This window comes from Microcoleus sp. PH2017_24_DOB_U_A, assembly GCF_020738205.1.
Taxonomy (GTDB): domain Bacteria; phylum Cyanobacteriota; class Cyanobacteriia; order Cyanobacteriales; family Microcoleaceae; genus Microcoleus.
Genome location: NZ_JAEQCT010000072.1, coordinates 1 through 25668 on the forward strand (window position 1 = coordinate 1; position 25668 = coordinate 25668).

Annotated in this window: 26 protein-coding genes; 18 read left to right on the forward strand and 8 right to left on the reverse strand. The window is 44.8% G+C overall.

Annotation, left to right across the window (positions count from 1 at the left end; genetic code table 11):
• Positions 1-771 precede the first annotated feature (771 nt).
• On the forward strand, positions 772-1584 hold the full coding sequence (locus JGK07_RS20520) for a GAF domain-containing protein (RefSeq protein WP_293177034.1): 813 nt from the start codon (positions 772-774) through the stop codon (positions 1582-1584).
• A gap of 595 nt (positions 1585-2179) precedes the next feature.
• On the opposite strand, the gene JGK07_RS20525 is transcribed toward JGK07_RS20520, so the two are convergent.
• Positions 2180-3718, reverse strand: coding sequence for a PAS domain S-box protein (locus tag JGK07_RS20525; protein WP_293210890.1), 1539 nt, complete (start codon positions 3716-3718; stop codon positions 2180-2182).
• A 317-nt stretch (positions 3719-4035) separates the two neighbouring features.
• Between JGK07_RS20525 and JGK07_RS20530 the strand changes: the two genes are divergently transcribed.
• From JGK07_RS20530 to JGK07_RS20565, 8 genes are all read left to right on the forward strand, one after another.
• The gene (locus JGK07_RS20530) at positions 4036-4686 is read left to right on the forward strand and encodes a DUF3386 domain-containing protein (RefSeq protein ID WP_293177030.1); all 651 of its coding nucleotides are present in this window, start codon (positions 4036-4038) and stop codon (positions 4684-4686) included.
• Between the two features lie 237 nt (positions 4687-4923).
• Positions 4924-5163 (forward strand): NifU family protein, encoded by a 240-nt coding sequence (locus tag JGK07_RS20535; protein WP_193975189.1) that lies wholly within the window; start codon positions 4924-4926, stop codon positions 5161-5163.
• Between the two features lie 606 nt (positions 5164-5769).
• Positions 5770-8016 carry a glycoside hydrolase gene (locus tag JGK07_RS20540; RefSeq protein ID WP_293242779.1) on the forward strand — a complete coding sequence of 749 codons (2247 nt, stop codon included), beginning with the start codon at positions 5770-5772 and terminating at the stop codon, positions 8014-8016.
• A 294-nt stretch (positions 8017-8310) separates the two neighbouring features.
• Positions 8311-10938, forward strand: a complete 2628-nt coding sequence (locus JGK07_RS20545; protein ID WP_293197172.1) for a PAS domain S-box protein — start codon at positions 8311-8313, stop codon at positions 10936-10938.
• 37 nt (positions 10939-10975) lie between these two features.
• The gene (locus tag JGK07_RS20550; RefSeq protein WP_293177024.1) at positions 10976-11209 is read left to right on the forward strand and encodes a hypothetical protein; all 234 of its coding nucleotides are present in this window, start codon (positions 10976-10978) and stop codon (positions 11207-11209) included.
• A gap of 231 nt (positions 11210-11440) precedes the next feature.
• Positions 11441-11833 (forward strand): response regulator, encoded by a 393-nt coding sequence (locus JGK07_RS20555; protein ID WP_293177022.1) that lies wholly within the window; start codon positions 11441-11443, stop codon positions 11831-11833.
• Positions 11834-12045: 212 nt separating this feature from the next.
• On the forward strand, positions 12046-12264 hold the full coding sequence (locus JGK07_RS20560) for a hypothetical protein (RefSeq protein WP_293177020.1): 219 nt from the start codon (positions 12046-12048) through the stop codon (positions 12262-12264).
• A gap of 107 nt (positions 12265-12371) precedes the next feature.
• Positions 12372-12584, forward strand: a complete 213-nt coding sequence (locus JGK07_RS20565; protein WP_293146201.1) for a hypothetical protein — start codon at positions 12372-12374, stop codon at positions 12582-12584.
• A gap of 195 nt (positions 12585-12779) precedes the next feature.
• On the opposite strand, the gene JGK07_RS20570 is transcribed toward JGK07_RS20565, so the two are convergent.
• Positions 12780-12923, reverse strand: coding sequence for a chlorophyll a/b-binding protein (locus tag JGK07_RS20570; RefSeq protein ID WP_325314842.1), 144 nt, complete (start codon positions 12921-12923; stop codon positions 12780-12782).
• Positions 12924-13668: 745 nt separating this feature from the next.
• Here JGK07_RS20570 and JGK07_RS20575 point away from each other — a divergent pair.
• Together JGK07_RS20575 and rnc are read left to right on the forward strand one after the other, a co-directional pair.
• Positions 13669-14166 (forward strand): NYN domain-containing protein, encoded by a 498-nt coding sequence (locus JGK07_RS20575; RefSeq protein ID WP_293197174.1) that lies wholly within the window; start codon positions 13669-13671, stop codon positions 14164-14166.
• Positions 14167-14316: 150 nt separating this feature from the next.
• A complete protein-coding gene (gene rnc / locus JGK07_RS20580) occupies positions 14317-15030 on the forward strand; it encodes a ribonuclease III (protein WP_293197176.1) in 714 nt (237 codons plus the stop codon).
• Between the two features lie 217 nt (positions 15031-15247).
• Here the strand turns inward: rnc and JGK07_RS20585 are convergent, their stop codons facing one another.
• Positions 15248-16183 (reverse strand): polysaccharide deacetylase family protein, encoded by a 936-nt coding sequence (locus tag JGK07_RS20585; RefSeq protein WP_293146205.1) that lies wholly within the window; start codon positions 16181-16183, stop codon positions 15248-15250.
• A 402-nt stretch (positions 16184-16585) separates the two neighbouring features.
• Here JGK07_RS20585 and JGK07_RS20590 point away from each other — a divergent pair, with 402 nt between their 5' ends.
• Positions 16586-17014, forward strand: coding sequence for a DUF1824 family protein (locus JGK07_RS20590; protein ID WP_293197178.1), 429 nt, complete (start codon positions 16586-16588; stop codon positions 17012-17014).
• 173 nt (positions 17015-17187) lie between these two features.
• Here JGK07_RS20590 and glgA read toward each other — a convergent pair whose 3' ends face one another.
• A complete protein-coding gene (gene glgA / locus JGK07_RS20595) occupies positions 17188-18615 on the reverse strand; it encodes a glycogen synthase GlgA (protein WP_293177010.1) in 1428 nt (475 codons plus the stop codon).
• Positions 18616-19187: 572 nt separating this feature from the next.
• On the opposite strand from glgA, the gene JGK07_RS20600 reads away from it, so the two are divergent.
• Positions 19188-19508, forward strand: coding sequence for a hypothetical protein (locus JGK07_RS20600; protein WP_293177008.1), 321 nt, complete (start codon positions 19188-19190; stop codon positions 19506-19508).
• 42 nt (positions 19509-19550) lie between these two features.
• On the opposite strand, the gene JGK07_RS20605 is transcribed toward JGK07_RS20600, so the two are convergent.
• Entirely contained in the window at positions 19551-19874 is a 324-nt protein-coding gene (locus JGK07_RS20605) for a hypothetical protein (RefSeq protein WP_293177006.1), read from the reverse strand.
• 64 nt (positions 19875-19938) lie between these two features.
• Here JGK07_RS20605 and JGK07_RS20610 point away from each other — a divergent pair, with 64 nt between their 5' ends.
• The 4 genes from JGK07_RS20610 to JGK07_RS20625 all read left to right on the forward strand — a co-directional run bounded on the left by JGK07_RS20610 (position 19939) and on the right by JGK07_RS20625 (position 24255).
• Positions 19939-20562: a COP23 domain-containing protein gene (locus tag JGK07_RS20610; protein ID WP_293197180.1), complete on the forward strand. Its 624-nt coding sequence runs from the start codon at positions 19939-19941 to the stop codon at positions 20560-20562.
• Positions 20563-20566: 4 nt separating this feature from the next.
• Complete coding sequence (locus JGK07_RS20615; RefSeq protein WP_293197182.1) at positions 20567-21349, forward strand: serine protease; 783 nt, start codon at positions 20567-20569, stop codon at positions 21347-21349.
• A 164-nt stretch (positions 21350-21513) separates the two neighbouring features.
• Complete coding sequence (locus JGK07_RS20620) at positions 21514-22419, forward strand: serine protease (RefSeq protein ID WP_293177000.1); 906 nt, start codon at positions 21514-21516, stop codon at positions 22417-22419.
• A gap of 318 nt (positions 22420-22737) precedes the next feature.
• Positions 22738-24255, forward strand: coding sequence for a hypothetical protein (locus JGK07_RS20625; protein WP_293197184.1), 1518 nt, complete (start codon positions 22738-22740; stop codon positions 24253-24255).
• A gap of 371 nt (positions 24256-24626) precedes the next feature.
• Here JGK07_RS20625 and JGK07_RS20630 read toward each other — a convergent pair whose 3' ends face one another.
• A complete protein-coding gene (locus JGK07_RS20630) occupies positions 24627-25049 on the reverse strand; it encodes a retroviral-like aspartic protease (protein WP_293197186.1) in 423 nt (140 codons plus the stop codon).
• Positions 25042-25257, reverse strand: a complete 216-nt coding sequence (locus tag JGK07_RS20635) for a hypothetical protein (protein WP_293197188.1) — start codon at positions 25255-25257, stop codon at positions 25042-25044. The genes JGK07_RS20630 and JGK07_RS20635 overlap by 8 nt, the downstream gene beginning before the upstream one ends.
• 55 nt (positions 25258-25312) lie before the next feature.
• Here JGK07_RS20635 and JGK07_RS20640 point away from each other — a divergent pair, with 55 nt between their 5' ends.
• Positions 25313-25483 (forward strand): hypothetical protein, encoded by a 171-nt coding sequence (locus JGK07_RS20640; protein ID WP_293176992.1) that lies wholly within the window; start codon positions 25313-25315, stop codon positions 25481-25483.
• On the opposite strand, the gene JGK07_RS20645 is transcribed toward JGK07_RS20640, so the two are convergent.
• Positions 25461-25667, reverse strand: a complete 207-nt coding sequence (locus tag JGK07_RS20645; RefSeq protein ID WP_293191443.1) for a hypothetical protein — start codon at positions 25665-25667, stop codon at positions 25461-25463. The genes JGK07_RS20640 and JGK07_RS20645 overlap by 23 nt on opposite strands.
• Between the last annotated feature and the right edge of the window lies 1 nt (position 25668).

The following is a 25668-nucleotide window of genomic DNA, read 5'->3' on the forward strand; positions in this document are numbered from 1 at the left end:
AATCTTGACTCCAGGCAAGTCTAATATATAGTCTAAATAAAAGTCCATGACAGTAAATGTATTGTTTGTTACATTATACACCATAAAGTCAGGAGAGCCTAAAAAATAGCTATAGCTGTTCTCAACTTGGGTGTCTCGCCAGTTGTCTTACCACTTACCAATTACCACTTACCACTTACAAATTTGTATATCACTCAGTTGATTATGTCGGGATCGGTGTATCCCTGATTACAAATTCGCGCATAAAAATCATTGATAATTGGTGGTTTTCATAATAACACAGTTATATTGCCCGTCGCAGTATCAAATTTTACCTTGTCCGCCACCAATCTCCCTCCTTCGGTGTTTTCCACTCAGACCGATCGCCCCACCGCTGCCGAACCCACGCAGAATTCGCATCAATGGCATTGGGGGGGGTAGGACAACAGATCATCTCGCTCTGTCTCTTCGCGGCTCACACCTGCGAATAAACCCCCCCAAAAATCCCTAACCTTACCAAAACTGAATGCCCACCCATAGGACTGATTTAACTTCCACAGCCCTATTGTAAAGTTATATTAAGAAAACTTGACGTTCTTAGTTTTATGTGAGAATTGTAAAGATATTGTAAAGATCCTTGCAATAGATAGTATTTTTTGACTAAGTGTGGGAACATTTAAGTGTAATTACGCAAACCTCTATTTGAACAGTTTGCGTCTGGCAAATTAAGTAAATTTCTGCTGTGTTGGTGGAGTGGTAGACTTTTGCCAGTCTAGTAGAAAGAGGGTTGCTATGAATCAGCAAGTATCAGCTCAATCGCAAAAACTTTTGCTCCAAATTGGCAGAAAGATTCGTCGAACTTTGGATCTCGATACCATTTGGCAACAAACAGTTAACTCTCTCGGACAAACATTAGGTGTCAGCCGTTGCATCATTTGTCCCTATCAAAGTTCTAGCCAGCAAGTCACAGTGGCTGCTGAATACTGCCAAGAACCATTTCTACCAATGCTGGGAGTGAAAATCTCGCTCACGTCAGCACCTCATATTACTCAAGCTCTAGAGACCCTAAAACCGGTGGTAGTAGAATCGTTAGGAGCCGACGATCCTTTTGAACGGCATTCGCTGCTAGTGGTCGCTACCGCTTATCAAGATAAACCTAATGGCATAATTAGCTTGCACCGGTGCGAGGGCGGATTGTCAGGGAATGATGGTAATGCCGATCGACCTTGGACTCAAGACCAGATCGAATTCGCAGAAGAAGTTGCGGATCAAGTCGGAAGTGCGATCGCCCTAGCCACCCTCTACCAAGAGCGCAGCCAGCGAACAAAAGAACTATCCCAGTTTAAAAAAGAGTTTTTGTCAACCGCATCCCACGAGCTGCGAACTCCACTAAATCACATCATCGGCTATCTACAACTAACTGTAGATGATATGGCCGACGATCCAATAGAGGAAAGAGCTTTTATCCAAGAAGCTCACCGTTCGGCTCTCCATCTTTCCAAGGTAATTGGTAATGTCTTAGATTCCATTCAGTCAAGTAAAGCTTGTCAGGCTCACGTAGAGTTAGATGCTTTGAGGAGTCAGCAAAAATCTCTAAACAAGTAAAGATGCAATTCCCGCATTCAAAAACTCGAATATTGATCGGGCACACAAGTCTTCTGCCTGGAAAATGTGACACTTGCATCTATATAGCAATATAGCAATACTAATTTATTTGCTAGTTCTAGAAAAATTTAAATCCTTGTTCAACAAGGAGTCTAGCCAGACAAAAAAGTTTTTATCTTGTGCCAATCCGCTCTGATTGCTATAGATTTTTTCAAGAACTTCGATAGCTGGTTACTAAATTATTTTTAGGTCATTAGGGTTGTGTCTAACACAGCATAGCAAATAATAAAGGTAGAATCAGGGTGTATTTATTATGATATTATGTGGGATCGATCGAATAGCTTTGTAGTGAGGAAGTCCGTACTAATAAAACTCAGAATACCGACTTCCTTACTACAAATCTGCAACGGCTATTTTACCGGAGATGATATCGCCAGCAGAAGATTGCTGCTTCGGACTTTTAGTGTTTTTAACTTATAGCCTTTCTCAAAAAGATGAGGTATGACTGACAGCTTATATAACCGCTTAAACCAAGAGGGCCCAAGCCCAACAACATCCGCGAATCTTTCTGAGAACCGCTATATGCTTGAGGGAATTAGTTATCCCCATCTTTTTTCTTGGTTGGCGGGCGGCTGACATAGCGGGCCCAAAAAGGTTCTTCCATATTTTTCAGGGATGCTAGTTTTTGGCGCTCATCTTCTATGCGCTTGCGTTCTGAAAGGTCAGAAAATATGTTGATACTGCCGACTGTCTCGCCGCCTACATCTTGTACGGGTGCGGCAAACAGCCAAAGGTCGATCGAACTACCGTCTTTTTTGGGCAAAGACACTTCCAAACCGTTTTCCGGTTTGCCATTACCCGCAGATTTCAGCAGCGCGTAAAAATCTTGCTTTTGTCCTTCAGGAATATTCGGCAATGGTTGACCCAAAACCTCAGCAGCAGTCCAGCCAAAAAGTTCTTCGGCGGCGCGGTTCCAGACAAGGGTGCGGCCGTCATTGTCGGTACAGTTAATCGCCAGCGGCGCCGATGCAATCTGGGCTTGCCAAACTCTGTTAACGAGTTGCAGTTTCAATTCTACTTGCTTGCGATCGGTAATTTCCTGACAAGCGCCCCACAAACGAACAACCCGCCCTTCAGTTTTGTCCCACACCGCTTGCCAGCAGTCCCGCACCCAGCGCACACCACCATTTTTGTTAACAATTCGATACTCATTGACTCCCATACCTCTAGAAGTACAGCCTTCTAATTGTTTAATTAACATTTCCCTATCATCAGGGTGAACGATATCTGAACTCCACCAGCCCGAGGCAGTTAATTCTTCAGGAAGATGACCGCTCACGCGCGCCAAAGCTTCCGTTACCCACTCACAAACAAAGTTACCGTTGGGAAGTGCCTTGAAAGAATAGGCAAAATCCGAAGTAATTTGTGACATAATTTTGTAGTGCCGTTGCGACTCCAGGAGTGCGCTTTCTGCTTGCTTGCGTCCCTCAATTTCCCGGGAAGCAATCAGAATTCCCTGTACGCTAGAATCGTGAAGCAAACTATTGCCGATCGACTCCAAGTAGATCCAAGAACCGTCCGCGTGGCGTTTCCGATATTCGATCGGCTTCCCAACTCCAGGAAATTCTAGCAACTTGCCAAAATATGCCTTCCAACTCAGCAAATCGTCTGGATGGATCAACTCGCCATGAAACTTGCCAATTCTCTCTTCTGGCTTGTAACCCAAAACTCTCTCTAGCGCTGCGCTGTGATATCGGACTCGCCCGTCGGAGCCAACAATAGTAATTATATCTGGAGAATTACGGAGCGCAGCCTGAAGTTTGGCTTCGCTTTTAGTTAATGCTTTATTATCCCGGCGGTGCTGGTTGATTTCTTCGTTCAACTGCTCCTGTAGCTTTCTGAGTTGCGCCGCTTGCTGGGCGACAGTGCGTTCCAAAAGACGATTTAAATTTTCCGCCTCAACTAACTTTGCCGCGTTATTTGTCGCACTTTCAAACTGGCGGCTGGTTGCCATTTCTTGCAAAGAAGTTGACAGAGTTTCCACAGTTTTTATTAAAATTGCCTGTTGGGGAGGTGGTAAATGCTTAACTTGTTCCTGCAACGTTTCTAGGTATTTGTAAATTGTTTCTAGCATTTTATTAATTAGGGAATCTAATAGTTGCCACAGGTGAAAACTCTAAAAAGCGGACAGAAGTTTTTTTTAAGATAACCCATAACTAAGAGTGATGTATGGCGATCGATCGCGATCTTAATCACCAGTCATTGCGTGACTTTATTTTGACATCATAGCAACTGAGACTGAAAGTAATTTTTTGTGGCGGTAAAGTTAATAGCCTAGCGACAGCACCCCATTCGGGAACCTGCGAGAGTCGGCAACCCGCCCCTGCCGTCAATGCAGGGCACAGGAGCGGTTACGCTAAACTAGATGGGTGTAAATAGAAAGAGAGATTTATGACAGAGCCAGCCAACGCTCGCGATTTGTTTCGCGCTGCTTACGAACACCGTTACACCTGGGATGCCAACTTTCCCGGTTACAGCGCCGATATTGAACTCAAGCAAGGCGACGAAGTATATACGGGTCATGTTTCCATTAAACCAGACATGACAGTGGAAGTCAGTGGCATTGCCGATGAGGAAGTAAAGCAGAGCGTTTACACTCAAATGCGCGATATTGTGACTCACCGGAAGCGATCGACATTTGAAAAATCCCACGGCAAAAACAGCTTCACCCTCGGCGAGAAGGACAGTACCGACGCTGTGGATATTTTAGTGCAAGGCGACTCAATGGGCTCGAATTATAAAATCCGAGGTCTGTCAATTTGTCAAGTCAGCCGGGTGATGGGTCGCATGGCTTTCGTCATTGACACGCACAAAAGCTTAGAGACACCCGAAGGTTCTTTGGCTAGTCATTACGATGCCGTTTTTCGCAACCCCGAAACCAACGAAATCACCAGAGAACTGGAATTTGAAGATACCTTTGACAAGATAGGCGACTATTATGTCATGACCAAGCAAGTAGTGCGATCGAAAGAAAAAGGTCAACTGACAACAACCGAGTTTAACTACTCCAACGTCAAACTGCTAGAACCAGCAGTAGTCTAGGGTTATACCCTTTTCGAGTTGCGCGTTGAAGATTAAAGACTTGGCAACGATGGATGACAACCCAGGTGGGGGAATCTCTCCTACAGTTGCAGTCATTCTGGGAAGGATTAATTGCAAAATCCGTTTTGTTGGAGCAAGCGGGTTTTGCGATTAGTGTCTCGGACTCAACTTCATTTAACGGCAAGTAACGGTACGATCGAACTAAGTCAATTGTACGAATAATTTTTGAGGCAAAATATGACAACACTAGCACTAACCAGAGATAACGTCGAAACAGTTCTCGATGAAATGCGCCCCTACCTGATATCAGATGGTGGCAACGTCGAACTGGTAGAAATCGACGGCCCAGTAGTACACCTGAGACTGCAAGGAGCTTGCGGCTCTTGTCCGAGTTCCACAATGACTCTGAGAATGGGCATTGAACGCCGCCTGCGCGAAGCAATCCCTGAAATTTCTGAAGTCGAACAGGTAATGTAATTAGTCAGTTGACAGTTGACAGTTGACAGTTGACAGTTGACTGTTAACGGTTGACTGTTACCTTTTTTCAATTCCTTATATAGCGACAGGTGATTTTAATCCAGAATTTACCAGCCTGAGTGTTAATTCATGACTGTACGGAAATGAAGATAATTCTAGTTGACTGGCTATTAAAGCTTTTACCGCTATTACCAGAAAGAATTGGTTGAAAGCCTGTCCATTTTAAGGAGAAATTAAAACAAGACGATTCATTACTCCAATCATCTTCCTTCTAGATAGAGGCTGCTGTCAACTGTCAACTGAATCCAATCCTCTTCCTTCGAGTTAAAGGTCGCCCTCAAGCGGTCAAATATCAATTGAATAAAAGCCCTAGATACAAAAAGTAGTTTTATGTGCTACTCGATGGTAGTAATGTGTGCAGCATCAACCTGCAATTGAGAAGTTGGAAGCGCTACTTAATAGGGACAATCTGCGCTGTTCATCACCCTAAAGATAGAAGTTAAGCATTCCTGACAAAATTACAAAATACCAATTACAAAATACCAATTACAAAATACCAATTACAAATTATAATTACCCATTACCCATTACCCATTACCAAAATCAATGTCTCATCCACTTTACGTAGCCTTCATTTGGCACCAACACCAACCCCTCTACAAATCAAGATCGTTCACTAGCGCCGGAGCATCCGAGTATCGACTGCCTTGGGTGCGCTTGCACGGAGTCAAAGATTACTTGGATTTAGTCCTAATTCTGGCAAAATATCCCAAGCTGCATCAAACTGTAAACCTGGTTCCGTCCTTAATTTTGCAGATAGAAGACTGCATCGCCGACAAAGCATTAGACCCTTACTTGGCGGTAACTCTCAAGCCAGCAGAAACTTTAAACATCGCTGAACAAGAGTTCATTTTAGAACACTTCTTTGATGCCAACTACCATACCCTGATTCAGCCGCATCCCCGGTACGCTCAACTCTACACTCAGCGGCAGGAAAAAGGGATTCAATGGTGCTTGGCAAACTGGAAAGTGCAGGATTTTGGTGACTTGCTGGCGTGGCACAATTTAGCTTGGATCGATCCGCTGTTTTGGGATGACCCCGAGATTGCAGGGTGGCTGAAACAAGGACAAAATTTCAATCTGGCCGATCGCAAAAAGATCTATTCAAAACAAAAAGAAATTCTCGCCAGAATCATTCCCCAGCACCGTAAAATGCAAGCTGAGGGACAGTTGGAAGTGTCCACAACCCCCTACACTCACCCGATTTTGCCGCTGCTTGCTGACACAAATGGCGGCCGCATAGCGATTCCTAACATGACTCTGCCAGAACATAGGTTCCAGTGGGCTGAAGATATTCCGAGACATTTGAGAAAATCTTGGGATATGTATCAAGACAGATTTGATTGTAAACCGCGGGGTTTGTGGCCGTCGGAACAGGCAGTTAGCCCGGAAATTTTGCCCTACATTGCTAAACAAGGGTTTAAATGGATTGTCTCGGATGAGGCGGTATTGGGGTGGACAATTAAACACTTTTTTCACCGCGATGGGGCGGGGAATGTTTGCGAACCAGAATTGTTATATCGCCCTTATCGTTTAGAAACTCCTGATGGCGATTTGGCGATCGTATTTAGAGACCACAGGTTGTCTGATTTGATTGGTTTTACCTACGGTTCGATGGAACCGAAGAAGGCAGCGTCGGATTTGGTGGGACACTTGGAGGCGATCGGCAGAACTCTCAAACACCGACAACCCGACGGCCACACATCTTTAGAAAATCCGTGGTTGGTGACGATCGCCCTAGACGGCGAAAATTGCTGGGAATTCTATCCTCAAGATGGCAAACCGTTCTTAGAATCACTCTATCAAACTCTCAGCGACAATCCCGATATCCAATTAGTCACAGTGTCGGAATTTCTCGACAAATTCCCCGCCACCGAAACAATACCCGCCGCCCAACTGCATACCGGTTCCTGGGTAGACGGTTCCCTGACAACTTGGATCGGAGATCCTGCCAAAAATCGCGCTTGGGATTTGTTAGGGGCGGCGAGACAAGTATTGGCAAACCATCCAGAGGCCACGGAAGAAAGCAATCCCGAAGCTTGGGAAGCGCTTTATGCGGCGGAAGGTTCCGACTGGTTCTGGTGGTTTGGCGAAGGCCACACGTCGAATCAAGATGCTATGTTCGATCGGCTATTCCGCGAACACGTAGCAGCAATCTACGAAGCTCTCGGCGAGCCTGTACCCCCGGAAGTGCTGCGACAAGTAGAGGCACACGAGGTTCAAGGCGACCACCAACCGCTGAGCTTTATTCACCCGATTATCGACGGTATCGGCAACGAACAGGATTGGGACAAAGCCGGCCGGATTGAAGTTGGGGGAGCAAGGGGTACGATGCACCGGAGTGCGGCAATTCAGCGGCTTTGGTACGGCGTAGATCACTTGAATTTTTACCTTCGCGCCGACTTCAATGCTGGGGTGCGGCCGGGCATTGATTGCCCGCCGGAGTTAAACTTGTTCTGGTTTTATCCCGATCGCACGATGCACAACAGCTTGATTCCGCTGTCAGGTTTGCCCGATGAAGCACCCATCAACTATCGCTTCCACCATCAGTTAGAGATTAATTTGCTGACGAAATCGATTGGGTTTCACGAAGCAGGAGAGGGCGATGAGTGGCAGCCCCGCCTCAGCCGGGCCCAAGTGGGATTGGATAAATGTTTGGAGATAGCAGTGCCCTGGGCGGATTTGCACATTATGCCAGACTGGCAAATGAGGCTGATTGCGGTTTTATCGTCCGGGGAGCGCTACTCTAGCTGTCTGCCGGAAGATGCTTTGATTGGAATTGGAATGCCTTAAAGAGTCATGAGTCATGAGTCCTGGCGTCATTAGTCATCAGTCATTAGTCCGATCGCGTCCGGTCGATCGAGCGCTATAAAATAGGTTTGTAGTCAGGACTTCAGTCCTCTGTTTTTTGAGGACTGAAGTCTTAACTACAAACCTGCTATAAAATAGGTTTGTAGTCAGGACTTCAGTCCTCTGTTTTTTGAGGACTAAAGTCCTCATTACAAACCTGCGCTAGAAAATTGGTTCGTAGTAAGGAATTCAGTCCTCTGTTTTTTGAGGACTGAAGTCCTCACTACAAACCTAATAATGGGTGAATTTACTGGACATCTAATCATTAGTCATTGGGAAATCATCAAACTAATGAGCCGCATTTTGCTCTCGCTCGATCGCTACCAACAACCCTTGCAGATCGCACACCTCAACACTGAGCATGAGGTGATGCTACTCGATTGGACTTCCGAACCAAACTCAGAATTTATTCTTCCAAAAATAGCTTTTGACTTGTGCATTCTCGACGAGGCAAACTTCGATCGTATCGGGCACATGGTTGAAACATTAAAAACTGCGGTGGAGCCTAGTTTTTTACCGTTTTTGCTATTGATAAATTCCCAAACGCCGACTCTTTCCGAGCAGCAGTTTTTGCTGAGTTCCAAACAACTCGAAGGCAGAATTGATGATTTGATAGTAAGTCCCATAGATGCCAGCCAACTGCACTTGCGCGTAGAAAATTTGTTAGCTCGCAGGCAGCTATCGTTAGAACTCCACAGACTTCAACAAGTAATTAAAGAACGCACTTTTACAGAAAGTTTGTTGATCGACTCGCTGCAAACGGCAAACGAAAATTTGCAACGGGAAATCGCCAAGCGGGGAGAGGTAGAAGCTGCACTCCAAGAAAACTCCTATCTCGAATCGCTGATGAATGCCATGCCAGATATTGTCTGCTTTAAAGATGGCGAGGGCAGGTGGCAGGAGGCAAATCAAGCAATATTGGAATTGTTTGAGCTATCAGCAGATAACTACCGGAGCCTCACAGATACTCAGTTAGGAAAACTCAGCAGTTTTTACGGGGAGGCTCTACAGGCTTGCGAGGTGAGCGATCGAGCAGCGTGGGAAAAAGGTACTCTTTGTAGGGGAGAAGAAGTGGTTCCCCGATCGAACGGTACTGTAAAAATCTACGATGTAATTAAAGTACCCGTATTTCATGCCGACGGCAGACGTAAAAGTATCGTGATACTGGGCCGCGACATTACTGAATACAAGCAAGCTAGAGATGAACTCGTGCGCTTGGCGTCGATTGTCGAGTCTTCCGACGACGGCATCGTGGGCAAAACCCTCGCCGGGACAATTCAGAGCTGGAATGCAGGAGCCGAGAAGATTTACGGCTACTGCGCGCAGGAAGTCAAGGGACAGTCGATCGAGATTTTAGCAATTCCCGAACGCCCCAAGGAAATCCCCCAAATTCTGGAAAATATTCGGGCTGGAACTACGATCGACCATTACGAAACCGTACACTTGCGTAAAGACGGCGAACAGATAGATGTGTCTCTGACGATTTCTCCGATTAAAGACGCCACAGGAGCAGTAACGGGCATTTCAACTATCGCTCGCGACATCACCGATAGCAAGCGAGTTCAAAAAGCTCTCGAACAACTCCGCCACCAAACAGAAATGATTTTGTTCTCCGCAGCAGAAGGAATTTGCGGGTTGGACAAACAGGGAAAAGTAACTTTTGTCAATCCGGCGGCGGTGAGAATGGCTGGTTGCGAATCGAAGCAATGGATCGATCGACCTTTGTCTGAAAGCTTACACCGTTCGCAGGCAGAATGCTCGAAGGCGATCCTCTTCGAGGGCTGCGCTAACGAGCAAATGTCACCTGCAACAGATATCAATTCCGGCTCTCAACTTGCCCCCGAGGGCGCCACACCAACCACGGGAAAACTCTCGAACCCAGTATGTTCTCAAATTTTAGACACCTTGAGAGACGGAGAGGTTCGGCGTGTCACGGATGAGGTTTTTTGTCGGCAAGACGGCAGCAGTTTTCCAGTTGAGTACGTTGTCGCTCCGATGCGAGAACAAGGCGAAATTATTGGCGCTGTGGTGACTTTTAAAGATATCACCGATCAGCTTGCGGTCGAGCACATGAAAGATGAATTCATATCTGTTATCAGCCACGAACTGCGGACGCCCATGACTTCGATTCACGGGGCACTCGGTCTCCTCAACAGCGGCCTGCTTGAGGCTCACCCCCAGAAAGCCAAGCGGATGCTGGAGATTGCGATAGCTAATACTGACCGGTTAGTGCGCTTGATCAACGACATCCTGGATTTAGAGCGCATGGATTCTAATTACAGCACTGCCATCAAACAAACTTGCAATGTCGCGGATCTGATGTTGCAGGCGGCTGACGAGATGCAGGGAATGGCCCAGCAGGCAGGAGTTACTCTGTCTGTGAGACCTGTGAGGGCGCAATTGCTCGCTGTTCCCGATCGGCTAATTCAGGCATTGACAAATTTGCTCAGCAATGCTATAAAATTTTCGCCCGCAGGTGCTACGATTTGGCTGAGCGGTGAGTCGATCGAGCATCCGGATTTGGCAGAAAAAGCTGAGTTGAAGTCAGTGTCGTCTCCTTGTTTGTTGTCTCCCGAGACTGCCACCAATCCGCACTTACCCGTGAGTTCGGAAATCCTGATTGCGGTTAAAGACCAAGGACGCGGCATTCCGGCGGACAAGCTAGAGATGGTCTTTGAGCGCTTTCAACAGGTTGATGCTTCTGATTGTCGCCAAAAAGGAGGTACTGGTTTGGGGCTGGCTATTTGTCGCAGTATCGTGCAGCAGCACGGGGGCCGGATTTGGGTGGAGAGCATTTTGGGGGAGGGCAGCACTTTTTTCTTACGTCTGCCAGTTATGGGGGAGGGAGATGATATTCCCCATTAGGTAAATTGCATTAGCCATGACTAATGAAAAAATATTAATGCAAAAATTTTCATACCATCCTGGATGCAGAAACCAGGCTTTTTTACCAAAAGACTGGGTTGCAGGCAGCAGAAACGCTAAAAAACCAGCTTTCGAGGCGTCTGAAGTGCGTCCGGGCCAGTCATTTTTGGCAAAGACGGATTATACAGGCAGGGACGGGCAAAATCGCGATTGTCGATCGAACAGCGGATTTTTGGGGACTCCGTTGTATAGCAACGGCCAAGGCGGTTAGGACGTTCTTAATTGCTGAAACCCTTGCGCTAGATAGCTTCTATCGCGAGGAAGAAGGAAAGATTTCCTTCTTCCTTCCATCCGTTACATCCCGTACATTGCTCGTTGCCGAACTTCATTCTTCTGTACAGTTTTGCAGCTTTACTGTAAAGTCCGATCGGTAAAAAAGTTTGCTTTACAAAACATTCACATTTCGCCTCTAGTCTGTGATCAGTTCTGATTCTTAAAAAAGATGTTAATTTTGACTGCCAAACGCATCTTGGTTATTGACGATGCGGAAGATATTCGGGAAGTGGCTCAAGTCAGTCTTGAGGTGGTGGGGGGCTGGGAAGTCCTGACCGCAAGTTCTGGTCGCGAGGGTATGGCTAAGGCTCTTGCCGAACAGCCTGATGCTATTCTCCTCGACGTGATGATGCCCGACCAAGACGGGCCTACTACTTTTAAACAGTTACAAGCTAATCATGCTACCCAGCACATTCCGGTAATTTTATTGACGGCTAAGGCTCTCGCTAGCGACAGGCGGATGTTCGCAGATTTGGGGGTAGTGAGTGTGATTGCTAAGCCTTTTGAACCGATGGCTTTGGCTGCTCAGGTGGCTGAAGCTCTGGGCTGGCAGGAAGCATAGGTCGATTGTGCGCCTTAAAATCTGTGAAATCTCTAACCAAAAAAACAAATTATTTCTGCTCGGTTTTTATGCTGAATATAATCGGGCAGAATTATATTTTTTTTTGTAACAACTTACTTATCTTCATAAGTTCTTCAGGTTTAAGTTTTAATTTAAGCACATCGTCAGGAATCTATCCTGACTGTTTGCCAAAACCTTGGGAGAAGACGACTATGCCATCAGCTTACATTTTGCTACTGATAGTTTCTCTGGCAGCCGTCTGGATTTACTGGCAAACCTCTCAAGATATTTTTGTTCTTGTGGCTTTGGCCGGACTGGGTTGTTTTATTTGGGGTTTCTCTTGGGCTCCTTGGGGCGTTCAGGTTCTAATTGTGGTGTTGCTGTTGGGCATCCAAAAGTGCTACTTGTCAGACGCTCAAAGTTTGGAGTGAAAAGAGCTTTTTTATTGTTGTGCCTGGAGTAGAGATACAGCGGCATTCCTCAATCTCTGTAATCAATTGGTTTATCGATCCATATCTTAAAGAAGGTTTAAAATATCATGAATAGTTGCCCTTGTTGCTCCTCTCAATTGCTACGCCACGCTCGCCACAATCGCGTTTATTGGTTCTGCTCGCGCTGCTGGCAGGAAATGCCGGATCTGTCGGAGATGATTTTAGGTAACAGCCTGCGGACTCACAAACAAGAAGGCTTGGTGAAGCTTACTGGTTTGACTCCTAAAGCGAGAATTTTGGATTCAGTAGGAATTGCTTAGGAAAGATCGAGTTTGACTGACGATAAATATTGAGACGAAAAAGTTTTTTGATTGTGCCATCGGTTTGACTTTTTAATAAAAAATGCAAAAGTCCCTTCACTGTGAGTGAAGGGACTTATTTGCGTGCGGGCGATCGCACTTGTAAGGGGGTCGATCGCCCCCACAAATTACAGCTCTTGTATGGAGTTAAGCTGATTACATCAAACCGATTTGAGAGAGAATGCCTTGACCGGTGAGGAATTCGGTAGCTAAGCCGATCGCAAAGCCTAGCATTGCCAAACGACCGTTCCAGGTTTCAGCGAACTCGGTGAAGCCTACTTTTGCGTCTTTGTTTTCCATGACCATAAACCTCGTTGTATTTCAACCTTATGTAACTAAACTTAACATAGCGAAAGAAACATTGCAACATATTTTTACATTTATTTTTCAAATGCTGCTTGTCAGCAGGATGAATCGACGTGTAGAGGGGCTTGTGGGCGATCGCACGGGGGTGAGAAACCGGGTTTCTCCCGATATGTTCTGTGAGTAGTCGCCAAATCTCGTAGAAACGGGGTTTCACTCTTGTCGCAAGCGCGTAACTTGCGATCGGTGTCAGGTTCACGAAAATATTGCTCAGAGGTCTAAGAATGTCAGAAAAATAATTTTTACTAAATACTTGACATCAAAAATTCAAAAAGCTAGATTAAAGGCAGAGCTAAAACTAAATATCGCATTCAAAATTAAGGAATGTTGATTGAGTCGTCTTAGCTGCACGGTTGATAGAACTGTAGCAAGTTTCTAGAATCCCGTTGAGCGGAAATTAAGTCTAATGTCGTTTTAACAAGTTAATACAAGCTTGACATAAATCGAAACATTATAGAGTTAGATTTCCCTTCAACGGGCTGCTACTAAGCTCGTTACAGTTCTATCAACCCTGTAGCTAAGACGCTAATCAAATCCCTACAAAATCAAAGTGTTTTATGGTAACAGATTGTCTTGTGCCGAGATGTTCATTTTTGAGCAAATCCACAGACAACACTCCATTAATGCTAGATGCGTGATATGTCGAGGCTGTCCAGCCCACCAAATTTTAGGAATTACTCAAATGGACACTCATCGAACCTCAAATGGATTAATCTACCAACAGCAAGCTTTAGTTTCCATTTATTGGGATTATCAAAACATCCCAACCTTAAAACTATCCCCAGATTTATTGCTCTTGGCTAATAAATTTGGATATGTAGTTAACCGCAAAGTTTACGATAATTGGCAACAACAAAATAAGGCAGCACAAGTAAATTTGCGCTCTCAAAATTTTGAATGTTTTCATGTATCCCAAAACATTAAAAATGCTGTAGACTTTCATTTGTCAGCAGACTGCTTTAGTGAGGCTTCAAGTAGCCTATACCCACACACATTTATTATTGTCTCTGGAGACGGCTACGGTGAGATTTTGATTCAGAAGCTGCATGAAAAGGGGAAGAAGGTAATAATTGTTGCCCGCAAAGGTAATGATAGTCACAATCTCAAAAAGCTTGCAGATAGATTTTACTTGATCGATGAATTGCCAAAGTCGATCGAGACTTACAAAGTCACAGCATAAACAACCTCGACATTTACCCCGCCGCAGATAGCAAAAATCTAGTTTATTTGATAAACTAGATTCTCCAAACCAACCGCCATCTGCGGCTCTTTCATGTCCGCCAACATAACAACAAGAAACTCCAAAATCAATAACAATTATCAAACTCCCATGCCATCAACTAATCAAACACAAGAACTCCAAATAACGATTCCCCAATTCAAGAATGAAAAACTGCTGCGCCAAGCACTAACCCACCGTTCCTACGTCAACGAAAACCCCACATTCCGCGAAGCAGACAACGAACGCTTAGAATTTCTTGGCGATGCTTTGCTGACATTTCTCAGCGGCGAATATCTCTATCAGCGTCACCCAGAAATGGGAGAAGATCAAATGACTCGCCGCCGTTCTGCATTGGTAGATGAAAAACAATTAGCCAGATTTGCTACTGAAATCAGTTTAGACTTAAAAATGCGGCTCGGCAAAGGAGCTTATCGAGAAGGTGGAATTACTAATCCAAATTTGCTCAGCAGCACCTTTGAAGCATTCATTGGCGCTTACTATCTCGACACGGAAGATATGGACAAAGTTCGCGAGTTTGTGTGGCAAATGTTTGATTCTGTTCCCGACAATGTGGTGGAAACGCGATCGACTGTAGACTCGAAAAACCGCTTTCAAGAATGGGTACAAGCCAACGGTGACACGACTCCGCCCAAATACGTGACAGTCCAAGCAGGAGGAACGCCCCATCAGCCCGAATTTCTCGCTAAAGTTTATGTTGGAGACAAATCCTATGGAGAAGGTAAAGGTAAAAGCAAGAAAGATGCTGAGAAAAATGCGGCTGAAGATGCGCTAGCAAAGCTGAAAAAACGCGGACTGATCTAAACGTGAAAACACCGATAAAAACTACTATAGCCTTTCTCAGAAAGATGAGGTACTCATGGGCATGGGGCATCGGCCAAACAGGGCATCGGGGATACCTAACCACGATTAAGAACCGCTATAGTTTGTTTTCCAGATGACACAATAGACGCGCGCCTCAGTGGCTCTGGGGATACATCAACTCGCCCAATCAAAGAGATATAAAAACCCGAAATGCTGCCTAAAGCCACTCTTTCTTTCTCAAAGTAGAAGCTCTTTTGGCTATCCTAATTAAATCTGTAGGCGACGTATTTTTATCGACAGTGATGCGAGAGATGCGGTAGTTATTTTCCAGTCGGTTTACTCTAAATAAATGGTCATTGTACAAAAAGCCACTTAAATGATATTTAGGCAAAATATCTTCCACTTCCGAGTCTGATGCGCCGTAGGGATAGGCGATGTGAGCGCCGATAACTTTATTTTTGTCTAAATCCCCCAGACATTTTCTCAACTCTAACTTAGATTTTGCAATTTCAAATTCTAATTCTTTTCCGCTCACCTTAGTTAAGTCTTTGTGAGTAAAACCGTGTGACTGAATGTCATAAAAACCTTTTTGATATCCATCTCTTAAATCGTTGCAAGTAGTGTGTGCTAAAAAATCTTTGCCCATATCAATACCTAAAAAGTGAGGGTTGACAAATAACACAAATTTACCCTTTTCTTTGTTGGTTACAGACAACTTTTCTAATATTGGAAGTGCATTTTCATGAACGCCTTTGTAGCCGTCGTCAAAGGTTATCATGATTGGTTTTTGACCGAGATTTTTAGCGGGTATTGGCTGCGACTTGTCAATAAAGTATACGTACAAGTCTTGAGATGATAAAAACCAATAGTTTTCTTTAATTAGATATTCTAAAAATACTGACAAGTCTTGTTTGGTGTAGTTAGTGGGAAAAGCGAGCCTCCGAGGTGGTAAGTCGGCGGGATTGCGAGTGTCTACAATGTTGTGAAAACCGATTATAGGGATTCTGGTGAAGTTAGATTCTACTGTCCAGCCAGAAATACCTATACTGATGGCAAATATCACCAATAAGTAAATCAGTTTGACTTTGTGTAGCAGTCTAAAAAGAAAATTTTCCAGGAATTTTATGTTTTCTAACAATTGCTCGAAGCTCATACTTTCTTTACCAAGTTGTGTGCTTTTTACCTCTACCATTAATAGAGGCAAATTCAGCTAACTTGACATTTTTTTTGGTATTTCTTTGGAATCTAGGTAGAGTGTGGATGCCGTAAGCCGATCGCCCAAAATGCTTCCGAGAACCCAAAATGCGTTATAATCGGGGCTGGCGCGAGTGTTACGGCTGTCGATCGAGGGTTGCAATGGCAGAAATCCGTTGACCTCACCTGGATAGGGATGCAAGCCCTTGACAGGAGTCGTAAAGATTCCCCAAATTTAGACTTTGGTTGGATCTCCCAGATTCATCTATGGAGTCAATCTAAAATCTAAAATCTAAAATCTAAAATCGACTGACGAGTACCCGAGTGTCGATCGTACTTTTTGGAAATATCAGAGCAATTGATGTCTACTCAAAACCCGACTACCCTAACTGTAGAAGCAGCACAGCAAATCCTCAAAGATTTCACTTGTCTGGATATGCAATCTGTAGCATCGCCGCTGGAAAAACAGGCGCTGCGTGAAGCGATTTTGCTGGTAGCAAGTTTGTCGGATTACCAAATGCTGGGAGTTTGCGCGACTTCGACGGATGAGGGTTTTGCAGCTTTAGCAACTTATTTGAAGGCTTTGGGATATGATCCTGTTTTAGATCCAAGCGCTTTTGCTGCATTTACTGGTTCGGTTTATATTAAGTTCAATACTTTGAAGGGTTCGTATTATGTTGATGGCTATCCTGGAACTTATCGGGGCGTGTTAGTATCGTGCCAATCTTCTGAAGAAGGTGGAGTTAGCGGGACTTACGGTCATTTACCTTTGGATGTATTTGTTGATTAATTGGGAATTGGGCATTGGGCATTGGGCATTGGGCATTGGTAATTGGTAATTGGTAATTGGTGATGATGCGGACGTGAATCAACTTCACTATTACAGTTACTGTAGGGTGCGTCAGCAAATATCCTACTCATTAAAGCGACAATAACGCCTGACGCACCCTACAAAGAAAGAGATTAACCTTTACCAATGATTAATTCGGTTTCCGGTTCCGGTGCGATTTCGTCTGGTGAGATGCCGAGAATTTCGCTGTACAAGTTGACATATTTTCTGGCAGAAATGTCCCAGCCAAAATCTTCTTTCATGCCGCGCTTTTGCAGTTCTTTCCACTTATCTTTGTAGCGGAAACCTTCCCATGTTCGGATCATGCAGGTGAATAAGTCGAGGGGTTCGTAGCGATCGAAACAGTAACCTGTGCCGGTATCATTAATCGGGTCGTTGTGAGATACAGTATCGACTAAACCGCCGGTGCGGCGCACCATTGGGACGCAACCGTAGCGGAGGGCGAGCATTTGGCTGATGCCGCAGGGCTCGAAACGGCTGGGCATCAGGAAGGTGTCGCAGCCTGCGTAAATGCGGCGGGAGAGGGCGTCGTTGTAGAGTAATTGGGTGGACATTCGGCCGGGATAGCGGGCGGTCATTTGCCAGAGTTGGGTTTCGTAGTAGCGATCGCCAGTTCCGAGTACAATAAACTGAGCGTCGGTATAGGCCATGAAGCGATCGAGCATTTGAATGATCAAATCCAGCCCCTTCTGTTCTACTAGCCGCGTCACCATGCCGATTAACAGGGCATTTTTATTCACTTCCAAACCGACTTCTTCTTGCAGCGCAATTTTGTTAACTGGGCGCTTGTCAATAGTATCAACACTGAATTGTTGGTGGAGGTACTTGTCAGTTTCTGGGTTGTAAGATTCTGTATCAATTCCGTTCAAAATACCTGATACTTTGCCGCCGAGGAAAGATAGCAAACCTTCCAAAGTTTCCCCATAGGCTGGGGTTTTGATTTGTTCGGCGTAGGTGGGCGAAACTGTATTTACGCGATCGGCAAACTGTACAGCCGCAGCCATTGTATTGTGACCTTGCATATACCAAGGGCACCAAGTCATCTGATCCAAACGCCAGCGCCACGGCCCTTGATAAGCTAAATTGTGAATAGTAAAAACTGTGCTGATATCGGGGTCTTGCTTCATCCAAACAGGTATCATCCCCGTATGCCAGTCGTGACAGTGCATAATTTGTGGTTTCCAGTGATTCCAGGCAAATTCAGCGGCAGCATTGGCAAAGAAAGTGAACCGCCAATCTTCATCTACGCCGCCGTAAACCCGGCGTGGTAAGAAAGATGGATGTTGCAATAAGTATAAAGGTACATCGGTTCCCGGCAAAAGAGTTTCAAAGACGGAGAAGCTTTGGAACATGGCCGCCCCATTCCAAACAGGTTTTTTGGGAACGTCCATTTTGTCGGGGACGAAGCCGTAGTAGGGCATGAAGATGCGGACATCGTGACCCATGCGGCGCAGAAATTTAGGCAAAGCGCCGACGACATCGCCCATACCGCCCACTTTGGCTAGGGGTGCTGCTTCGGCGGATACAAATAAAATTCGCATTATTTTTTTGTGTTCCTTGGGATAGTTAGGCTAGATCAAGTTTAAATGGCGAGGGACACAATGTTAACGTGCCGTCCAAAAAACAAGTATAAATCTCTATTGTCGATGGTTAAGCAATTTTTTTAGTGCTCGGTTCAAGCATTTAGTAGAGGCTGTGAAGGAAATCTCAAATTTCTTGTCTCAAATCTCTAGTCTCAAATCGACCTTAGAGGTAGGAAGTATGGAGTTTCTGGTAGATAAGATATGTTTTGATAATTCCGATACAAATACTGGGAATTGCTAATGGCGGACGTACTGATTGCGATCGCACGTATTGTACCTGACTATGTATGAATGGCGCTGGGGGCGATGGTGTAAATTATTGTTGCAAAACTTGCCAATATGCTTCAACAGTTGACAGTTGACAGTTTGAGAGCGACCTCTACCTAGAAGGAAGAGGATTGGGGTAATGAATAGTCTGATTTTAATTTCTCCCGCTCCGACGGGCGGGCTTTCAACCAATTCTTTCTGGTAAAAACAGAAGGCTTTTTCCTAAACACCTATAGAAGCTGAAGTTTGGGGAGGAAAAAGCTATGGGGTTTGTGTCAAATGATGCTGCGGGCGATCGGGCTGAGAAAGCGGGAGACAGTAATAGTAAATCTAAGTCCAGTCAGAAGGTGGAAACAGATATGCGATCGGGGCGAGAAAGTAGGGATAATCCGATTAATCTGGTTTTTGATAAAATCGAGGACATTCTGTCGGAAACTTGGGAAAAAACTGGGTTTGGAGAGGTGACTATTGAGAGTGAGAGGGAGAAGAAAAATTTGATTCGGGTAACTACTGTTAAGGGTTCGACTCATTATCGGTATTTTATTACTGATGAAGATGTTGAGGAGTGGAAGTCGAGAAGGTAAAGTGCGATCGGGCTATTACGCTAATCCGTCAGGTTAAACACGCTAACAGCTAGATTTTACGCGATATCTGTAGGGACGTGGCATTGCTGTTTCCTTACCGGGATCTGCTAAATAAATGGGGTTTTTCAACCGAGGGCGATCGCTAATAAAATTTTTGCATTGGGGTATTGATAAATAGAAGAGAATGATGTAAAATATCATTTTAGGGTTTTTCAACCCTAAAGTGCATCTAGGCTGTACGGCTGTGAGGGCTGACAGCATTAAAGTTTGAATCAACTGAATATAGGTGACATAAAACCTAGTCTGTGACGGATGTGAGTTTCGCGGGGCTGGGGAAATGGCAGCAGGCGATCCGTGCGATCGCATTTGTCACTTTTCCGGCTTGTTGTTTATTGGCAAATAATTAGTTTTTTGAGAGAAGTTAATAATCATGAGCAAATGGCAATCAATGACTGCTTTGACAGTAGGGGCGATCGCGATCGCCCTTAGCAGCGTATCTTTAAGCGCTAAACCCGCTCAAAGTCAACCGGCACCGGGACAGCGCGGTTTTTGGTGCGACAATTCAAGCGGTGTGCCGATTACGATGTATCAAAACGTACAGGGAAATCGAGAACCTTGGATTCGGTGGGTTTCTAATGATTTCTCCGGTGCTGGGTACGATCCTGCGACTCGTTGTCGCGAGGTGAGCAGTCGCCTGGAAACTTTCCGCAGTAACAAAGAGCTTAAGTTCATCACTGTAGGGCTAATGAACGGACAGCGAGTGGTTTGCACTGCCAGCCAAGTAAATGGCCGCTGCCAAGGATTGATATTTACACTGAAACCGAATCAAGATGCAGTGAAAACACTGAATAATCTCTTGGCTTGGCGGGAGGGACAAGCGGGTGCGCCTTCTCTGTCTGAAAGCAAAGACAGTATTCCGTTCATTGATGTCAGCGGCAGGTTGGGGGACGAGGGAAGTACGATCGCGCCCGTAGCTGCGCCAAAACCCGCATCAGGGCAACCGCGAGTAGCCCCCACCCAACCGAGCACTGGTGCCGGATCGCGGGAGCTTTAAGGTGATGAATTTGCGAAGACTGGGACTGACGGGAGTTTGTGCGGTTGTGCTGAGTATTTTTCCAGCTAGTTGCAGCGTTATTGCCCAACCAGTTAGCGCAAATTCTCCCGTTACTGATGCTCAAAATGCCGATGTTGAAAGGTTGGCAAAGCTAACGACGGTACGTATTTTAACGCCTGATGCTTCAGGTTCCGGGGCGATCGTCCAGCGGCAGGGTCAAGTTTACACGGTGCTGACAAATTGGCACGTTGTCGGTTTCAGCCAGCAGCATACCGCGATCGCCCCGGACGGTGAGCGTTATCGGCTGCTGGGTGCTCCGAGACAGTTGGGAAATGCGGATTTGGCGATCGTCCAATTTCGCAGTTCCAACACCTATCAAGTCGCCCAAATTAGCACTGATTTATTAAGAGTAGGAGAACCCGTATTTGCCGCCGGATTTCCGATGTATCGGGGCCGCAGTTTAACAACTACTTTCGAGCAAGGAATTCGGGCATTTAGATTTACCCAAGGTGCTGTATCGGTGCTGCCACCAAAATCCCTCGCTCAAGGATATCGTTTGGGATACACAAATGATATTGCTGTAGGGATGAGCGGCGGGCCAATTTTTAACGATCGGGGGCTTTTAATTGGGATTAATGGTCGGATGAAGAACGGCGATCCAGATTTTGGAATTTATGCCTTTGAGGATGGAACTGAGCCATCGGGAGCAATGTTGGAACTCATGGTTAATTCTAGTTGGGGAATTCCGATTAGTACCTATTTGCGTTATGCGCGAGTTTCTTTGTAGGGGCGGTGCCCCCGTGCGCGCCCTTAAATTAGGGGCAACCACGGGGGGATTGCCCCTACAAAATCCCCGAAATTTGGGGCAACCACGGAGGGATTGCCCTACAAAATTTAGAACTTGTACGCCATTATTTGACATTTTGTTTCAGATTATCAAGGGAGTTATTTATGAATTTCGGAGTTTCTCGTTTTAATTATGTTCCGGCGATCGTAGCAGGAACCGCAACAGTTGCAGCAATTATGATTAGCCAGCCTGTCATGGCAAAAACTGCTAAAGAAGTCGCTCAAATAGCAGTTCCCACTACAGTACAGATCAACAATATCCTGAGTCCAGGAGATAGTGGTTCTGGAGTAATTATTACTAAGAAAGGTAAAACATACACGGTGCTAACGGCAAATCATGTCGTGAAAAATCCTAATACTGAATTTATGATTCGGACTTCTAAGGGGAAAGAGCATAAGGTGACGGATGTCAAGGGTTTGCGGAATAATGAGAGCGGGCCGGATTTAGCAGTTGTGGTATTTGAAAGTGACGAAGAATATTCCGTTGCACCGATTAGCAATTCCGATGAAGCAACGATTGGATCGGGGGTTTATATTTCGGGATATCCTTTACCTGCGGGTGTGGGGAGTCAAGAACGAGAATATCAGTTTACCAATGGGCAAGTTACTAATGTCCGGTCAAGTAACGATCAAGGATATACGATGCGTTATGCTGCGGTGACGCGGCGGGGAATGAGTGGCGGGCCTGTTTTTGATGTTAGTGGTCGAGTGATTGGTATTCACGGACAGGGAGATACTGACGGTCTTATAGCAGTTCAAAATGAGAGTGGACAAAATACGGGAGAGGCGAAAACGGGGTTTAATTCAGCGATTCCGATTAATACTTTTGTGGGGATGATGTCGCAGGTGGGGATAGATAAATCTGCTTTTAAAATTGATAATAAACCGCCAGCTAATGTGGATGCGGAAGAGGTAAAGCCTGGGGAGGCTCAGGGTTGGTTTGGAGATTTTGGTAAAAATATTGTTAAAGATGTGATTCAACGGGGTATTCGGAGGATTTTGCCGTTTTAGGGCGTGAGGGCGATCGCTTTTATTGAGGTGGCAAAATGAGGGATGAAATTGATAATAAAACATGAATAAAATTCGTAGGGGTGGGTTCGCCGATGAATTTTGTCACCCACAGATAATCTTGATAAACCCGCCCCCACCCAACGAATAAACCCGAATAACATCCCCCACACCGTTAAATTCAATTAATTCTTTAATTTTTGCGTGGGGTGGGGGCGGGTTGACGAATTTGTCGATGGGTGTCAAATATCTTGGCGAACCCGCCCCTACAAGATTGATCGGAATGCGGATGTTTAGTTAATTGTTTACGTGAGGTAAATTATGCGTCGTATTCGTCTTTTTGCTCTGGGTATTGTCAGTTTTATTGCTGTTTTAATGAGTGCTTTGCTGGCTCCTGGTACGTTTGTCAATCGGGCTTTATCGGCTGCACTTTGTACGGTTTTTAGTTTTAATTCTACTATTTGCACGGTGAATTTAGTTAATTCGTCCGATCGGGTGGTGGCGGCGACTCCGCCTGCTGTGGAAAGGAATATTTCGGATTGGTTGGTGCAGCGAGCTCCGGGGGAATTTGATGATGCACCGAGTGTACCGCCTGGGAGTAATCCGCAAGCGCCGCCGTTTCCTCAAGATCCGGGGCCGAATCAGCCGGTGCGTCCTGATTTTGATAATCCGGGTTCGGGTTCTTCAGCAGATAGAGCCATTGAACCTGACGGGGTGACAATGACAGATGCTAGGGCTTTAAGCTCTGACACTTTTGAATTTACTCTCAGAAGCCCTGAAGATTGTATTCTTACAGCTACCTTTAAAACTGTTGATAGTGAGTCATTCTTTGAAACTGCAAGATATGTACCTTCAACTCCTGATGCTTGTGGATCTAAGACATACTCCTTTGATTTTCAAGAGCGGGGCCAGAAAATTGTTGCTACAAGTAGTTCTAATGAAATCGTGATCTTGGAAAAATTAAGCTCAAAAACAGGAAGATTAATTTATCAGGAAGAAGGGAAAAACATTCAAAAAGATTTTCCCCTTGACAGCAATTCATTCCAAAGCAAAACAAATAATGAGGTTTTACTCTCCAGTAATATAATTTTGTTGCCTCCATCACAAAAGGGTAACAAGACAAATATTGTAGCGGGTTGGACTGATAGATATACGCAATATGAAGATAAAATTGCATGTGGTACATTAAGAGGTTTATGCGATGTTGTTCCATTTATGCAAGCAGCCGCACTTATTGCAGTAGCCACAGGTATAGGTAGTTCTGTTTCACCCCTTATATTTTTGCTACATTATTTAGGATCTGTTGGCTGCTATATGGTATTCGGCGGTATTCCTCCTTTACCCTTAAATTCAGTTATTGGAAGAGGACTAAAACTAGGAAAGTTTGGACAAGACACACTCACAGCTCTTAATGTTACTAATCGCATAAGCGTTAGAACTCCTCTGGGTGCTGCTGGAATAGCTGGTGCTAAACTTCCAGGTTTTGATGGACCTTGGAAAAATCTATGCAAAAAACGTGAAAAACCTCAAGGACAGCAAACTGCACAGCAACCTCAACAACCTCCACAACAGCAGTTGAGAGCCTGTCGAGTAACAGGTGTTGAAAAGTACAATAATATGACAATGAATCGGGGAGGATGTGCTATCCAGGGACCAGTAATGACAGAAGACGGACCTGTAGATGGAAAAACTCAATGTGGTATTTGTAATACGTTTATTGGTGGATTAGCCCCACGCGCAGGATCTTGCCAGGAAGGGGTGGAAACCGATCCTAGAATTGCTTTCTTGGGTTTAAACAAGCCTATTCTTTGTCCACCTAACTGGGATAGTGGATATTGAGCGGTGGCTGTCAAATATCTTGATAAAACCGCCCCTACATGGATGGTAAAATGTGGGATACAATTGATGGTAAAATATTGAATAAAATCTGTAGGGGCGGGTTTGCCGATCAATTTTGCCACCCACCAATAATCTTGATAAACCCGCCCCCACCCAACTCATCCCACGCATTATCAAAATGATAGACTGATATTGTCCTACTGAAGATTAGACAGTTTAAATTCATCTGCTGGTGTAGCTGAGTGCAATTGTCCTTGTCTTTTCAAGTGCGATCGCTCTTTTTATCCCCTTTCAAAAAAGAGCGATCGCCTTTCTGGATGGGAAGGGCGATCGCTCTTTTGTGTGGAAGGCCGACCCCTTATAACCACCTATTAGTGAGATTGCTTAGGCGCAATTTCAAATCCTAGTTCAGATACATAAAAACAAACATCAAACTCTGCCAAAAAATTTAACCTTCCTAAAATGATGGGCATATTTCTTTGTCTAGTCCAAGCAAAAGCCAAGTTAACTGGTGCAAACCTGCTGACTGTCCCTGACAACAACAAAGCCCTAGCCTCGATATTTGCCAGATTTCCAGATAAAGAAATAACAAAGGTTTGTTCGTCCCAAACAGCCCCTAATTGTAAACCAATTTCATAAGGCAAAACATTCATGCTTGCCCCAGTATCCAGCAACCCCATCATTTCAATTGACTGGTTTCGATAGCTTAATATTATCGGTAAATAAGGCGCATAAGATACCTCGCCAAAGCGATCGAATTTAGAGGCAAAAGAGTATTTTTCACCATTAAGCATTTTGCAGTTGCTTTTGTTCCTCTAAAAACTGTGCCAATTGACGTGCTCCTTCATCGGAATTATGCAACATCTCAAAATAATTATCTTTAGACTCTAAGTTAGCCAAATCTTCTTCTTTTGCTAACTCAGAAACCAAAAATTCTATTACTCTTAATTTATCCACACGGGATAAATGACCAAGCAGAGGAAATAATTGTGCAATTGGCATAATTAAAATTTCCATTTATATTCATCTTATTCAGATTACCACCTGTTTTACGCTTTTGTCAAGCTCATCGCTTTTTTGGGGAAGTGCGATCGCCTTTCTGGAAAGAAGGGCGATCGCCCTTCTTTCCTCGTCGTTAATTTGCGGTAAAAAAAGAGCGATCGCCTTTCTGGATGCGAAGTGCGATCGCCTTTATTTATCTGGTCTTAAACACTGGCATAATGTTTAGCGATTAACTCTCTAACTAACGGTAATAACTCCAAAGGAATTTGGACAAACGCTTGATCTTTATTGTCAAACGCTGCTTCATCTTCTGCTACTGCTTCATCTTCTGACTGTCGATCGTAATGTTCGATCGTTTGGCGCACTCGTTTTTCATCCCAACTCAAGGGAAATTGATTTTGTGTTGCCATA